The 14,394-nt window shown below is 39.8% G+C and carries 16 protein-coding genes; 9 read left to right on the forward strand and 7 right to left on the reverse strand.

All coding sequences use genetic code 11. From position 1 onward, the window contains the following. Window positions 1–164: 164 nt before the first annotated feature. Together SYJ56_RS00105 and rluF are read left to right on the forward strand one after the other, a co-directional pair. Window positions 165–1,472 (forward strand): peptidoglycan DD-metalloendopeptidase family protein, encoded by a 1,308-nt coding sequence (locus SYJ56_RS00105; RefSeq protein WP_323831309.1) that lies wholly within the window; start codon window positions 165–167, stop codon window positions 1,470–1,472. A gap of 654 nt (window positions 1,473–2,126) precedes the next feature. Beyond that, on the forward strand, window positions 2,127–2,858 hold the full coding sequence (gene rluF, locus SYJ56_RS00110) for a 23S rRNA pseudouridine(2604) synthase RluF (RefSeq protein WP_323831310.1): 732 nt from the start codon (window positions 2,127–2,129) through the stop codon (window positions 2,856–2,858). Between the two features lie 100 nt (window positions 2,859–2,958). On the opposite strand, the gene SYJ56_RS00115 is transcribed toward rluF, so the two are convergent. Beyond that, window positions 2,959–3,801: a glycoside hydrolase family 16 protein gene (locus SYJ56_RS00115; RefSeq protein ID WP_323831312.1), complete on the reverse strand. Its 843-nt coding sequence runs from the start codon at window positions 3,799–3,801 to the stop codon at window positions 2,959–2,961. A 426-nt stretch (window positions 3,802–4,227) separates the two neighbouring features. Between SYJ56_RS00115 and SYJ56_RS00120 the strand changes: the two genes are divergently transcribed. Next, window positions 4,228–5,661 (forward strand): aldehyde dehydrogenase family protein, encoded by a 1,434-nt coding sequence (locus SYJ56_RS00120; RefSeq protein WP_323831314.1) that lies wholly within the window; start codon window positions 4,228–4,230, stop codon window positions 5,659–5,661. A gap of 2 nt (window positions 5,662–5,663) precedes the next feature. Continuing rightward, complete coding sequence (locus SYJ56_RS00125) at window positions 5,664–6,542, forward strand: alpha/beta hydrolase (protein WP_323831316.1); 879 nt, start codon at window positions 5,664–5,666, stop codon at window positions 6,540–6,542. Window positions 6,543–6,575: 33 nt separating this feature from the next. On the opposite strand, the gene SYJ56_RS00130 is transcribed toward SYJ56_RS00125, so the two are convergent. Then, window positions 6,576–6,809 carry a hypothetical protein gene (locus SYJ56_RS00130; protein WP_323831318.1) on the reverse strand — a complete coding sequence of 78 codons (234 nt, stop codon included), beginning with the start codon at window positions 6,807–6,809 and terminating at the stop codon, window positions 6,576–6,578. After that, on the reverse strand, window positions 6,784–7,386 hold the full coding sequence (locus SYJ56_RS00135; protein ID WP_323831320.1) for an RNA polymerase sigma factor: 603 nt from the start codon (window positions 7,384–7,386) through the stop codon (window positions 6,784–6,786). Before SYJ56_RS00135 ends, SYJ56_RS00130 begins: the two co-directional genes overlap by 26 nt. Before the next feature lie 348 nt (window positions 7,387–7,734). Here SYJ56_RS00135 and SYJ56_RS00140 point away from each other — a divergent pair, with 348 nt between their 5' ends. Together SYJ56_RS00140 and SYJ56_RS00145 are read left to right on the forward strand one after the other, a co-directional pair. Further along, window positions 7,735–8,082, forward strand: a complete 348-nt coding sequence (locus tag SYJ56_RS00140; protein WP_323831322.1) for a DUF3127 domain-containing protein — start codon at window positions 7,735–7,737, stop codon at window positions 8,080–8,082. A 15-nt stretch (window positions 8,083–8,097) separates the two neighbouring features. After that, complete coding sequence (locus SYJ56_RS00145; protein WP_323831324.1) at window positions 8,098–8,562, forward strand: hypothetical protein; 465 nt, start codon at window positions 8,098–8,100, stop codon at window positions 8,560–8,562. On the opposite strand, the gene SYJ56_RS00150 is transcribed toward SYJ56_RS00145, so the two are convergent. From SYJ56_RS00150 to SYJ56_RS00165, 4 genes are all read right to left on the reverse strand, one after another. Further along, window positions 8,559–8,702 carry a hypothetical protein gene (locus tag SYJ56_RS00150; RefSeq protein ID WP_323831325.1) on the reverse strand — a complete coding sequence of 48 codons (144 nt, stop codon included), beginning with the start codon at window positions 8,700–8,702 and terminating at the stop codon, window positions 8,559–8,561. The two genes, SYJ56_RS00145 and SYJ56_RS00150, sit on opposite strands and share 4 nt — an antisense overlap. 281 nt (window positions 8,703–8,983) lie before the next feature. Then, window positions 8,984–9,499, reverse strand: a complete 516-nt coding sequence (gene purE / locus SYJ56_RS00155) for a 5-(carboxyamino)imidazole ribonucleotide mutase (protein ID WP_091696724.1) — start codon at window positions 9,497–9,499, stop codon at window positions 8,984–8,986. Next, complete coding sequence (locus tag SYJ56_RS00160) at window positions 9,496–10,641, reverse strand: 5-(carboxyamino)imidazole ribonucleotide synthase (RefSeq protein WP_323831329.1); 1,146 nt, start codon at window positions 10,639–10,641, stop codon at window positions 9,496–9,498. Before SYJ56_RS00160 ends, purE begins: the two co-directional genes overlap by 4 nt. 50 nt (window positions 10,642–10,691) lie before the next feature. Beyond that, window positions 10,692–12,467, reverse strand: coding sequence for a MutS-related protein (locus tag SYJ56_RS00165; RefSeq protein WP_323831330.1), 1,776 nt, complete (start codon window positions 12,465–12,467; stop codon window positions 10,692–10,694). 110 nt (window positions 12,468–12,577) lie between these two features. On the opposite strand from SYJ56_RS00165, the gene SYJ56_RS00170 reads away from it, so the two are divergent. The 3 genes from SYJ56_RS00170 to SYJ56_RS00180 are packed head-to-tail and all read left to right on the forward strand — an operon-like array spanning window position 12,578 to window position 14,348. Beyond that, entirely contained in the window at window positions 12,578–12,736 is a 159-nt protein-coding gene (locus tag SYJ56_RS00170; protein WP_323831332.1) for a hypothetical protein, read from the forward strand. A gap of 47 nt (window positions 12,737–12,783) precedes the next feature. Further along, window positions 12,784–13,614: a hypothetical protein gene (locus SYJ56_RS00175; RefSeq protein WP_323831334.1), complete on the forward strand. Its 831-nt coding sequence runs from the start codon at window positions 12,784–12,786 to the stop codon at window positions 13,612–13,614. A 56-nt stretch (window positions 13,615–13,670) separates the two neighbouring features. After that, window positions 13,671–14,348, forward strand: coding sequence for a nitroreductase family protein (locus SYJ56_RS00180; protein ID WP_323831336.1), 678 nt, complete (start codon window positions 13,671–13,673; stop codon window positions 14,346–14,348). The last annotated feature ends 46 nt before the right edge of the window (window positions 14,349–14,394 follow it).

Consider the following 14,394-nt stretch of genomic DNA (forward strand, 5'->3'; position numbering starts at 1 on the left):
AAGGCTGTTCTTATGATCATGAAACAAAATAATGATACCTCTTTCATCGTTGGTATGATAGTTGAAAAGAGGCGCTCAAAAGGTTTATGTCCCAAAAACTTGGATTAAACAACCTTTTTTGCTTGATTGATTCAAATTTCACCTTCACATAATAGTATAGATTAATGAAAAAGACTTGGATAGGAATTGCTGCACTCGTTATCGCAATTGGCGCAGCATCCTCACTCCAATTTTTCAGCCTACCTTTTGAATTAGAAAAGGAAGCAGAAATCGTTGAGCCACCCTTGATTGATTCCCTAGCGAATCAGGTTTTCCTTTACGGTATCAACGTCACCGGGCTGAATATTGTAGAAGGTACAGTGAGTAAAAACCAAACACTAGGTTCTATCCTCGCTCCATTCAATGTACCCTATCAGATTATCGATCAGATTGCCAAGAAGTCAAAAGAGATATTCGATGTAAGAGGAATCGCGGCAAACAAGAAGTTTACTATAGTGACTCCAGCGGATTCTTCTCAGGCAGCATTTTTCATCTACGAACCAAATCCAGCCGAGTATGTAGTCTTCAACTTGGACTCTATAGATATTTATAAGGCAGAAAAACCCGCTGAATTCAGAACCAAAGAAGCAGGCGGAATTATCAATACTAATCTTTCGGCTGACATGACCAGTCAAGGAATAACCTATGAAATCATTGATCAGTTTGCTGATTTATATGGTTGGTCAATAGATTTTGGAGCTTTGCAAAAAGGTGATAAATACAAAGTCTCTTATCAGGAAAAAGTTATTGACGGTATAGTTGTAGGTGTTTCCGAAATACAGACCGCATTTTTTGAACATAAAGGTGAACCCTTTTATGCGATTCCTTTTGAGCAAAATGGTGAAATAAACTTCTTCGATCAAAATGGAGACAGTTTCAAGAAAGCTTTCTTGAGAGATCCTTTAAAGTACTCTAGAATCAGCTCTCGCTATAATTTGAGAAGATACCATCCTGTACAAAAACGCTACAAGGCTCACTTAGGCACAGATTACGCTGCTCCAAGAGGAACAGAAATCAGATCCGTTGGTGAAGGAACAGTAACTGACGCGCGCTATACTTCTGCAAATGGGAATTATGTGAAAATCAAGCACAACGGCACATACACTACTCAATACCTTCACATGTCTAAAATAGGCAAAGGCATCAAGCCAGGTGCGCGGATCAGACAAGGTCAGGTGATAGGCTATGTAGGAAGCACAGGTTTGGCAACTGGCCCTCACCTTTGCTTTAGATTTTGGAAAAATGGCAAGCAGGAAGATTGGTTGAGAGAAAAAATCCCACCTTCCGAGCCAATTTCATCAAATAATAAATTGGCTTTTGAATCTACAAAAGCAGAATACATGGAAAGACTGGCTTCTATTACACTTCCTGGTGATCCGGTGAAGTTGGTAGCAGAGAAGCCTGTACCAACTACTTTACCAAAGAGCGAATAATAATAGTCTGTTCGAAATAATATAGAAGCGCAAGTCTCAGGATTTGCGCTTTTTGTTTTTAAACCACAAAGGGCACTAAGGTTTCGCAGAATTCGCAGTCTTATTTCTTCGTTGGAATTAGTTCAACCCGGATTTTGCATTAGGTTTCGTTATGAGGCCAGTAATTGCAATAAAATCAGGCTGTTTGGAAACTGAGGCATAGCACCGCTATGGTGAAGTCGAAAACAGCAACGTAGTGACTGATTTTGAAGCAATTACTGGTCGAAATAGAATTGCTAATGCATAATGCGGGTTCAAGTCTCATGACCTGCCTGACCGGTAGGCAGGCTTGGACTCATTGGTCCTAGTTCAAGTCTTATGACTTGGACTTTTAATAATGCAGTCTTCAGACTGCTCTCGCTAGATTTTATTATAGAAGTAGATCATTTTTAGAATGATAAAGGCTGAATAATCAAGTCCAGGTTCAGGAGAAGCAGGACAACGGGGAGTCAACAAGTAATTTTGCAGTCAGGAGACTGCATTGTGCTTGGTCCAAGTCTGAAGACTTAAACCAATAGATTTTCTCTGCGGAAAACTCCATGTACTCAGCGGCTAATCAAACCAAAGTCTTCAATCAGTTTTCTTACCTTGCAACCCAAATCCATTTAGAATTCCTTGGAAACAGATCAATACATAAGAATCAATAAATACCTGAGTGAGGTAGGATTTTGCTCTAGACGGGCGGCAGATAAATTGCTAGAGGAAGGCAGGATTACCATCAATGGCAATGTACCTGAACTTGGTACAAAAGTGGGGGCAAATGATGTGGTAGCTGTAGATGGGGAACCTGTTGGCAAGCCCATACAGGCTCATACATATATCGCTTTCAACAAGCCCGTAGGAATTGTCAGCACAACTGACACCAGAGGTGAAAAGGACAACATCATAGATTTCATAGGGCATCCACAGCGTATTTTCCCAATTGGTCGTTTAGACAAAGACAGTGAAGGCCTTATTTTTCTGACCAGCGAAGGGGACATTGTAAATAAAATTCTTCGCTCCAAAAACAACCACGAAAAGGAATATATCGTCACAGTAGACCGCCCGGTAAATGATGAGTTTATTAGATTGATGGGTGCTGGAGTTCCCGTATTAGACACGGTGACCGATCCTTGCAAAGTGGAGCGTATCAGTAAATTCAAATTTCGAATTATACTTACCCAAGGTCTGAATCGCCAGATCCGTAGGATGTGTGAGCACTTTGGCTTCAAAGTAATTCAGCTGAAGCGTATCCGAATAATGAATGTGCATTTGGATATTCCCCTTGGCAAGTGGCGTGACTTGACAGAAAAAGAATTGGCAGATATCAATGAGATGGTTTCAGACAGTTCGAAGACTTTTGATTAACCACTAACAATTAACCACTGAGAGTACGGAGAATAACACAGTGCTCGCTATGTAGCTTCTCCAGAAGCAGCACAACTAAAAACACTAAATAAGCTGTTTATTACTTCTGATAAACTCTTACATAATCCACCACATATTCTTTCGGAAAGAAAGTACCGCTTGGGTCTCCTCCATTTCCTCCTATTGCCAGATTGAGTAGGATATAATGTGGTTGACGAAAGGGATTGAATCCATCTGGATTTACTGTTCTGGCCAAATCAACCTCATTTAATAACTCATCATCTAGAAATAGCTTGATGCTTTTCTCTGTCCATTCCATTCTCCAGATATGGAATTTACTTGGCCATTCAGGATCTTTTTCCAGAAACTTAGAAAATGGGATTTTAGCCTCATCCCATTTGGCATTGTATTGTCCTTCATCCGCCCAAGCTGCATTCGCAAGAATAGTTGCTTCGCCTTTTACACGATAATATTCCATCACATCTATTTCCCCATTAGAAGGCCATGGCTTAGTAATCCCCAGCGTCCAGATCGCAGGCCACATTCCCATAGCAGTATCTATTTTGGCCCGAACTTCCATTATTCCGTATTGAAACTCATACTTCCCACGAGTATTAATGCTTGATGAAGTGTATTCAGCAAACTCCCGGTTTCTTCTCCAATCGGTACTTTCAGAATCAAAATTCGTGTTTTTGATTTGCTCTCTTTTCCCTATAATGATCAGCTTTCCATCTGAAACAATTGTATTAGGCTCCTGATACCATTGCAGCTCAATATTTCTCACAAAACCTCTTTCAAAAGACCATAATGCTGAATTGACTTGGCCACTTACGTCAAACTCTTCCTGCCAGACTAAGGAATAATCTGTCCCATTTGGATTAAATTGAGCTTGAACATTGGATAGTATAAAAGAAGAAAGCAAAAGGAAAAGGAATCTGCACATATTCATTTTGTGAAATTTTGGGATTTAAGTAAAAGTCAAGATACCTCCAATCTAGTATTCATCAAAAGGAAGATATTATGGGTCTTTAAAAGTTACACTATCAGTAGTTACACTATCAGTTCTTTAATGAAAACTATAAACCTTATTAGAAAAATAGATTCTTGTTGGTGAGAGAGCAGTTGTCTTTCAAATAAAATTTGAACTTAATATCACTAAAACCACTCTTAATCTTGTTTATCAGCATCCAATCTCCCAAAGTCTAAACGGAAATCAGATTTTAAATAGTAGCAGATTAAGTGTGGGAATTATTCGGAATTTCAAGTTATAAGGTAAATTGAAACGAATATCATCTATTCAAGACTATCGCTATCAGGTCAAATCTTGTGAATGGTCTATTTTTACCACTATTGTAAAATTAAAGAATCTATGCTTTTCAATTCATCGATATCTAAGGTCTCAAGTATTGAAATTGTCTTTCAATCTCAGCAGGAGACATCTTATTTGTGGAGAACTTCCTCTGCAGAAGATAGAATAGTTCGGTTAAAAAAAATCAGAGCTTGGATAAAAGACCATCAGCAGGATATTAGGAATGCATTAAAAAACGACTTCAGTAAGCCAGAACCCGAAACGGATCTATCCGAAATCTATCCAGTCACCTCCGAAATAAATCATGCCATTAAAAATCTTAAAAAATGGATGAATCCAAAATCGGTTTCGACACCTCTCCCAATGATGGGAACTTCAGGCAAGATATACGTGGAACCCAAAGGAAGATCCTTAATTATCTCTCCCTGGAATTACCCATTTAACCTAACAGTAGTACCATTGATTTCTGCCTTATCGGCAGGCTGCACAGCTATTATCAAGCCTTCGGAAATAACTCCACATACTTCTGAGTTGATATCGAAAATGATATCTAAGCTTTTTGATCCTAGTGAGGTAGCAGTAATTTTAGGGGAGGTAGAAGTTTCCACAGCATTGCTTAAGCTTCCATTCGATCATATTTTTTTTACAGGAAGTCCAGCAGTAGGGAAAATTGTCATGAAAGCGGCGGCTGCAAATTTGACCTCAGTTACTTTAGAGTTAGGAGGGAAATCACCTGCTATTGTAGATGAAGATGCGGATTGTAAAGATGCCGCTGAGAAACTGATTTGGGGGAAATATGTCAATTGTGGGCAGACCTGTGTAGCTCCAGATTACATGTTGGTACATGATAATCAGCTAGCTACGCTTCTCCTGGAAATGAAAGTCGCACTACAAAAGATGTATGACACAGATTTCAAGGGAATTGAAAATTCCCCTGATATGGCGCGAATAGTAAATGACAAGCATTTTAATCGACTTACAGCAACTATTGAAGATGCAGTTGAAAAAGGAGCTGAGATTGTATTTGGCGGAAAGGTGGATCCACAAAACCGATATATAGAACCAACGATTTTAACTAATGTAACCGATGAAATGCTTGTGATGCAAGAGGAAATTTTTGGTCCAATCTTTCCAATTGTAACATACAGCACGTTGGAAAAAGCGATAGCATATGTCAATTCCAAACCAAAGCCATTAGCACTTTACTATTTTGGGAGCAATTCTAAGCAATCATCAAAAGTCCTTCAAGAAACAAGTTCCGGAAATGCTGTGATCAATGATTGTGTACTCCATTTCCTTCATTTAGAATTACCTTTTGGCGGAGTCAATACTAGTGGAATCGGCAAGGCACATGGCTATCATGGTTTTTTGGCTTTCAGCAACGAAAAAGGTGTGCTGAAGCAACGCGTAGGACTTAATAACGTAACGCTACTCAGACCACCCTATGGTATCAAAGCGAAACAGATCATTGCCTCGCTTATCAAATGGTTTTAAACATGTCAAAAATTTATTACTCTCCTTTTGTAAAGTTCACTTTTGGTTTTTTTATCATTATTTCTTTTTGGAGTTGTACTTCAGATGGAGATGAAAATCCAACCGGGGAACTTGCTGCTTTAGACTTGTTCGATCAGTCCTACGGGAGTGAACCAAGCCAGATTCTTGACCTCTATTTACCTGCTGGGAGATCTATTGAAGACACTCCAGTCCTTATATACATTCACGGAGGAGCATGGATTGAGGGAAGCAAAGAGGAATTTATTCAATTCAGAACAGCACTTTCTTCATCTCTACCCGGCTATGCTTTCGTAGCTATCAATTATAGCCTATATAATTTAAGTACTGGGAACAATAAATTTCCCACTCAAGAAAATGATGTGATAGAAGCTGTAAACTATATCGAAAGTAAAACGGCTGAATGGAATATTTCTGACAACATTATTCTGTCGGGAGCAAGTGCAGGTGGGCATTTGGCATTATTACATGCCTATAAGCATCAGTCCATTGGAGATATAAAGGCAGTGATTGCCTTTTTCCCACCCACGGATCTTGCAGAGCTATATGACTTTAGCTTTATCACTATGACAGGTCTTGGCGGAATGCTAGGAGGTTCGCCTTCTGATCAACCTGAGGCTTACGTGGCTTCCAGCCCTATTACATTTGTTACTAGCCAATCTGTACCCACTGTATTTTTTCATGGTACGTCTGACCCTGTAGTCCCCATTTCACAAAGTGAAATCTTGTCAGAGGCACTCGAATCAGCAGGTGTGCATTATAAATTCACCAGAGTGGAAGATGAAGGGCATGGCTTCCAAGACACGTCTTACCCTCCCTTATTTGAAGAGGCAGCTGATTTTGTTAACAATGTTTTAAAATAAAAAAATCCCGCAAGGAGCGGGATTACCGTATTTTCAGACTCGTTCGAGTCCCGTAGATTGAGCTCTCGATTTGATCGCCAGTACTACTTTTTCTGAAGGTTGAAGCTGGATTTGATCCATCTGCTCTATTGTGCTCAGCATTTCTACATATTCTTGCATCAGCGAATCATCACTATGCAAGGCTTGCACTAAGAGTTCTTGCTCTACCTCCGGCATTTCCTGATAAATATACCTTATCAGGTCATTTGGGGTAAATGGTTTTATCATATGCAAAATTTAGTTGTTTCATCTTCTTCCGCAGGTGAATCAGCGCGTATCGCATTCGTCCAAGAGCGGTATTTATACTTACGCCTGTCTGATCTGCAATCTCCTGGAAACTTAGGTCCAAGTAATGTCGCATAATCAAAACCTGCTTTTGAGTCTCAGGAAGCTCCTCTATCAGACGCTTCACAAGCTCAATGTTCTCTTCCCTTACCTGACGGTCCTCCACATTCTCCTCCGCAAATCTGAGTGAATTGAAAATATTAGAACCATCCTCCATTAGTATGGTTGGATATCTTTTGGCCTTTCTAAAATAATCAATGGCCAGATTATGGCATATCCGCATCACCCAAGGCTGAAATTTCCCTTCTTCGTTGTATTTATCGGAATTAAGTGTTTTGACTACTTTCACGAATACATCTTGAAGCAAATCCTCAGCTACCTTCTGATCCTTTACGATCAGAAATATTGTGGTGTACATCTTACTTTTGTATCGATCTACTAAAAGATCAAAGGCAGCATCACTGCCATTTCGATACTGTGCAATCAATTCGCTGTCCTTAGGACCAATTCGCTTACTCATTTTAAGTTGGTTTATAATAAACGTAAAGGTCTAGGCCATAGTATCTGTTAAGAGTGAAAGAAATAGAAATGTTTTTAAAAGTATGATTTCAAAAACAACTCTGCAAAGAAAATTTAAAGATTTTATCTTATCGAGCCTATCAAATGTATAATCCAAATTATATGTTTCGAATCAAGCCAAAAGCAAAATTTTATTTGAAACAAATAAATCCAGAGTAGCTATTTACCAATGTTTATGCCAAATAATGTTAAAAAACACTTTAACAACAAAGTAATTTACAATAATCCAAACAGGAGATTTCAACCTCATTGCGTAACTTAGCGGAGATAGAAATTTAAAAATACGACAATGGAATTGAGTGGAAAAGTAATCCAAAAACTACCCGAAGTAGGTGGAAATTCAAAAAGTGGCAACGCCTGGAGAAAGCAGGAATTCATCCTTGAAACAGGAGGACAATACCCTAAAAAAGTTTGTGTTTCTCTTTGGGGAGATAAAATCGATCAGTTTTCTATAAACGCAGGTGAAAATGTAACCTTGAGTATAGATGTGGAAAGTAGAGAATATAACGGCCGATGGTACACTGAGGTGAAGGCTTTCAAAGTAGACCGAAATGGTGGATCTTCTGCTTCACCATCCGCTATGCCAGAAGTAGATACCTTCCATTCTGAAGGAGAAGAAAATAAATTACCTTTTTAAAAACACTACTGCCATATGTGGGAAGATGACGACGATGATGATGAGGCAGGCTGGGATGATGACGATGAGTTCGATGCTCGTAAAGAACACGAAAAGATTTATAAGCATCCATTGATGAAAAAGGCTAAAGATATCTTTGGCCTAACCCGCGCGCTGGTTGGAAGTTTAGATGAAGCACGTAAGGAGCTTTATGGCAATATCATGATGGAGGATGCGATGGTCATGAGTGCCAAATTCGCTGGTGCTGAAAGCATTTCGGACTATGTGCTAAAAATGGAGAAAGCTGTAATCATGAAAGTTCATGCGAAAAGCCTCATTTCTATGACCTACCAACTAGGGATGGAAGAGACTCATGCTGAAGAGCATTTGGAATTGCTAAGGGAAGCAATAGAGGAATATCGTTTACTCTTTATTGAGTGGCAAAAGGGGTTTGACCCTAACGAAAAAAATGATGATGGATGGGGAATCTTTACAGATTAACCACTCCCAAACTGAAAACCGAAATAGGCCCCAACTCCCATTAGGACTAAGGCAATTCCTCCCAGAAGGAGTAATATGTCCAAAGGCATTTCCCACGGGACATTCCCAATCTTAAATCGAATGATCTTTTTCCAATTCATGGCAATCAATTAAAATGCGGCTTTTCAGCCGCATTTTTTTTATTTTTTAGAACCTTTTTAACCACAGTGAGCACAGGGGTTTTCGCAGAGGTCGCAATTTAATTATGCATACAGTAATATCACAAACACTTTAGCCTAATATGAGGCATCAAAGGATTTAGCCAACACACTCATTGAGGCCACTTCGGTCACCCGTCATCGGTCTCCCTACCAGTAAAACAAAGGAATTAAGCTAACAGGCATCATCCCATAATTATTAGACGAGAATAATCATAATGCTTTTATTTCTTTAGTATCTCTTTCCATCCTTTAGCTTCTATCTGGGCAGCAGACTCCTCCACCTTTTCTTTGAGTGTTTTTTTGTAAGCATCTAAGCTCTCTCCCACTTTAGAGTCGAAAGAACCAACAATTGATGCTGCAAGAATACCTGCATTTTTTCCACCATTCAGGGCAACTGTCGCAACAGGAATCCCTCCAGGCATTTGCAAAATAGACAAAATACTATCCCAGCCATCAATGGAATTAGAGCTTTTGATAGGAACTCCAATCACTGGAAGACTTGTCATTGACGCTACCATTCCCGGCAAATGCGCTGCTCCGCCTGCTCCAGCTACAATGACTTTGATGCCACGCTCCCTAGCAGAATGTGCATAATCAATCATACGCTGAGGCGTACGATGTGCAGACACAACCGTCAGTTCATAGTTCACTCCTAATTCTTCGAGCATTTGCGCAGCCTCAGCCATGATCGGAAGATCCGATTGGCTTCCCATAATAATACCTACCTGTGGATTCATTGTATTGCTTTGATTTTGATTAACTCTTTAATTCGCTGTGCCTTTTCCTTCAAGCCAACTACCGTGTCCGATAAAATGGTCACATGTCCCATTTTCCTGAATGGCTTGGTGATTTTCTTTCCATATAGATGAATATAAACTCCTTGTTCTGCCAATGCTTCATCTTGGCCTTCCACCAAAATTGGCCCTGTGAACCCATCCTCTCCTAGCAAATTAATCATTGCAGCTGGGCATCTCAAGTCTGGATTTCCTAGCGGCCAGTTCATTACCGAGCGCAAATGTTGTTCAAATTGAGAAGTAAAATTAGCCTCTATCGTATGGTGACCACTATTATGAGGCCGAGGAGCTACTTCATTTACCAGAACATCTCCATCTTTGGTTACAAACATCTCAACAGCAAGAATTCCGACCATTCCTAATTTCAAAATCACATCCTTCGCGATTTGCTCAGCTTTCTCAGCTACTTCTTTGGATATTTCTGCTGGCGCAAAAAGATACTCTACCAGATTGGCAGTAGGGTGAAAAGCGCATTCCACGGCAGGATAAGCGATCAAGTCACCAGCTTCATTTCTTGCCACCGTAACTGCAATCTCTTTGTCGAAGTCAATCAATTTCTCCAAAAGCCCTGGTGCATCAAAGGCATTTTCTAAATCACCTTCACTCCTTAAAACCTGAACACCTCGCCCATCATATCCTTCTTTGCCCAATTTATTTACAGCGGGAAGGAAATCCGAATTGTGGATAACATCAGCCTTGTCTGCTGTTAAAATAAAATCAGCAGTAGGAATACCATGTAATCGATAAAACTGCTTTTGCTTACGCTTATCCTTAATAAGGCTTAAAATATCAGGCTGTGGATAAACTTTCTTCCCCTCTCTCTGCAATTTCTCAAGCGCCTCCGTATTAACACTTTCTATCTCAACTGTAATCACATCACAACCATGCCCAAAAGCATAAACGGTTTCAAAATCCTTGAGAGAACCCACCGTAAATTGCTGGGAAAGATCCTTGCATGGTGCATTTGGATCTGGATCCAAAATGTGGATATCTTGATTGTAATTAATTGCCGATTGAATAAGCATTCGGCCCAATTGACCTCCTCCGAGGACGCCCAAAATGGGTGATTGCGATGGTATTGCCATAGTTTATTTGAAATCAAAATTAAGATAATCTCAGGAAAAGGAAATCATTATTATTGAAAACGAATCCCCATCAATTCCATGAGTTTATGTGCATTAAAGCTCGGGCATGCTCCCCGTTTTATTTTGTAATCAAAGTCAATATTCTGATCGTGGATCTCCGAATGAAAACTGTAATTCTTTATTGAATCCATTCTATTCTCCAATTCGGCAAGTTCTATATCATGCGTACTGATAATCCCCAAAGCTTCTGTGTCGTCAACCTGTCTAATCAATGCTTCTGATCCTGCAATTCGGTCTTCAGTATTCGTCCCTTTCAGAATCTCATCGAGAAGAAAGAAGACCTGCTCTCCTTTTTCTATTCTATCGATCAATTGCTTGATTCGACTGAGTTCAGCATAAAATGAACTCACACTTTCACCCAAGTTATCCGTATTACGCATACTGGTATAGAGTTGGAATCCACTAAAACCGAACTCCTCGGCAAAAGGACTCAAACCTAGATTGACCAACACGCAATTAATCCCCAGCGTTCGCATGAAGGTAGTTTTTCCACTCATATTAGCTCCAGTGAGGAGAGTAATACGTTGATTTTCGTCAATAATAAAATCATTGGGAACAGCCACTCCCGGCACTAGCAGAGGATGAGAAACTTCCTTTGCCACCAATCCTTTCTCCACATGAACAACTTTCCCTTTTCCTCCAACTTCATTTTCAAAGGCTCCTAATGAAATCAAAACCTCCCATTCCACTAGCTGAGCAGGGAAATCCGCTACCAGCTTACCATGCTTTTTCTTCCATGAGACCAATCGCAGGAATAAAAACAGATCAATCCAAAAAAGCAGGTTCAATGGTATATAGAGTAAGTTGATTCTGTTTTGTACCCATAGTCCAAGGCTATCCAACTGATCAAAAAGTGTAGAGGCTTTGACCTCTTTGGTCAGAAATGCGGATTGCATGTCAGCCAATAAAGGTGAAGTAAACTGCTGATTTTCTAAAACAGCCAACCAGTAGCGATATGTTTTTAATTGATTTCGACTGGGAATAGATTCAGCGGCTTTTTTCAATGGCCAGAAAACCATACTTAAAAAAAACATCCCAAGCAAAACCCAAATCCCCAATATAGCTCCAGGCACAATTCCTATATACACCAGCACACCAAGTGAAAGTCCTCCTATCGGCCCAAGGAACGCGAAAATAGAAATCAGAATTTTGCTTGTGTCCTCCTCTTGCAACTCTTCCTCATGCAGCCATTTGACCCATCCGGCATTTGATTTTTCCTCATTATAAAAGGCCATTCCTATGCTTTCCATTGCCAGGAGAAAATCTGATTTTGTGGACAATTCCGTGGCAGCTGTATGAAATTTCCCCGCTTTGCTTAATTCAAACTCAGATTTAATCTTTGCTGCCAACGCCTCCTTTCCTTTTTTTGAAACAGTATGATTCAATAACTGAAAAAGAGAATGGTCTCCGAAGAGATCCAGATCATTGGAAAAAGGGTGAGCCTTTTCCTGAAATTCAATTCCTGAATCCAGTTCTTTGAGTTTTCTATTTAGCCTCAATTCTCTTTCGATATTTATTTTCTCCAGAGCCAAATAAATGGCTTCTTGGTCTTTCTGAACATTATATTTTCTAATCAAAGAAATAAAAGCAACGACTGAAATCCCAAAAAACAAAAACCAAACAGGGTTATCCGAAACAGACAAAACAAATAATCCGCCCATCGCAAAAAATACAATCAAACGAAGAAAGGACAAGGTGCCCGCTTTATTTTTTACCGTTTTCAGTTTCTCTTCGAGACCGGAATTCTCAAAATCAAATCCTTTCATGCCCAAAGATAGGAATTGAATCAAGCTAACTAATCAAATTGGCGCAATCCTTGCCAGCTATTCAAATTTTAAGCATGTCTTTTACGTTAACATAAAACCGCACTACGCTTATGAAAAATAGTAAAAGCAAAAAACCTACTGAATCAGAAGCTGAAGAATGGGATCTTTCTGAAGGCATGGGAATTCTACCCGAGGACATCTCCCTTACGCAAAATATTGGCTGTGTAGGTGGCAAAACCAAAAAACAGAACAATACAATTACAAAATAAACTAAATAAACTAAATAATAATTACACTTTCACCAACTATTACCCACATGAAAATTACATTTAATCCCTCATTCCTATTTCTAATGATCTTCGGCATTATGCTCATCTCCAGCTGTGATATGAATGATGAACCCGCTGAGCCAGACTTATCGGTTGTAGAGGAAGACACACAAGTCAACATGGCTTTTGAAGATTTAGATAATCTAACGCTTACGGTACTCAGCAACGGCGGTCTCAGTGCAAGAACTACCGTAGATATCCCAGCAGGAAATATTTGCGATGGAGCAATAGTTTCCATAGATGAAAGTGCGAAGACCATTATGGTTGATTTTGGCGATGGCTGCACCAGTACGAATGGTGTGACCAGAAAAGGAATCATCAATTTGACCTACACGGGAAATCTGCTGATAACTGGGGCAAAAGTCACCACTACATTTGACGGGTATGAAGTAAATGGTTATAAGGTCGAAGGCACCAGAACTATTACAAATAAAGGAGCTGACCTAGAATCGAATACAATCAATTTAGAGGTGAAAATCGAAAATGGGAAAGTCACCTGGCCTGATGACACTTTTGTAACCTTGACTAGCGACCAGCTTCGTGACCTCAAACTGGGTACTCAAGGAGAATACGAAGTCTCTATTACAGGAACTGCTTCTGGAACAAGTCGTGGTGGATTTGAATACACTTCCTCGGTTACAGAGGCTTTGATTTACACAAAAACCTGCGTAGAATCTGGAGTAACTGTCCCTCTTTCTGGAATCCTGGAATTTCAATTTAGAGGAATTGAGGCTTCTGTTGATTACGGAGATGGTGCATGTGATAAATTGGCTACCCTCTTTTACCCAAGCGGCACCAAAGAAGTAACCCTAGACTAATTCTCATTCGAGAATAAAATCAAAACGGCTATCTTTCGAGGTAGCCGTTTTTTTTTATGGAAAAGAAATTAATTGCGGGTTTTGAGCATGTTCGATACGAACGCCCCCAACTAAGCACTGAAGAAATGATCCTTCGCTCCGAAATGTTTTTTCAGGAAATGGATCAAAGACGTACAGTCAGAGAATTTGATAGGCGACAAGTCCCGTTGGAAGTAATGGAAAACATCATCCGCACTGCCGGCACTGCTCCATCTGGTGCGCACAAGCAACCATGGACCTTCTGCCTGATTTCAGATCCCAGTATTAAAAAGAAAATCAGAGAGGCTGCTGAAGAGGAGGAAAAAATCAGCTATTCTTCCAGCATGCCTGAAAAATGGAAGTCTGACTTAAAGCCATTGGGAACTAACTGGGAAAAACCATTTTTGGAAGATGCCCCTTATTTGATTGTGGTTTTCAAACAATCCTATGGCATGGATAAGGGCGAAAAAGTACAGCACTACTACGTCAATGAATCAATAGGAATAGCTTGCGGCTTTTTGATTTCCGCCATACATAATGCAGGCTTAGTGGCGGTAACACATACACCTAGCCCTATGAATTTTCTAAGTGAAATTTTAGAAAGACCCTTTAATGAAAAAACATATTTACTAATTCCTGTTGGTTATCCTAAGACAGAAACCTACGTGCCCGATATCCAAAGAAAGTCACTTGACGAAATCATAAAAAAGTTTTAAAAACAAAAAAACGATCAACTTGATCGCCTTTTTTTAAATGAAGAGC

This window comes from Algoriphagus aurantiacus, assembly GCF_035156405.1.
Taxonomy (GTDB): domain Bacteria; phylum Bacteroidota; class Bacteroidia; order Cytophagales; family Cyclobacteriaceae; genus Algoriphagus; species Algoriphagus aurantiacus.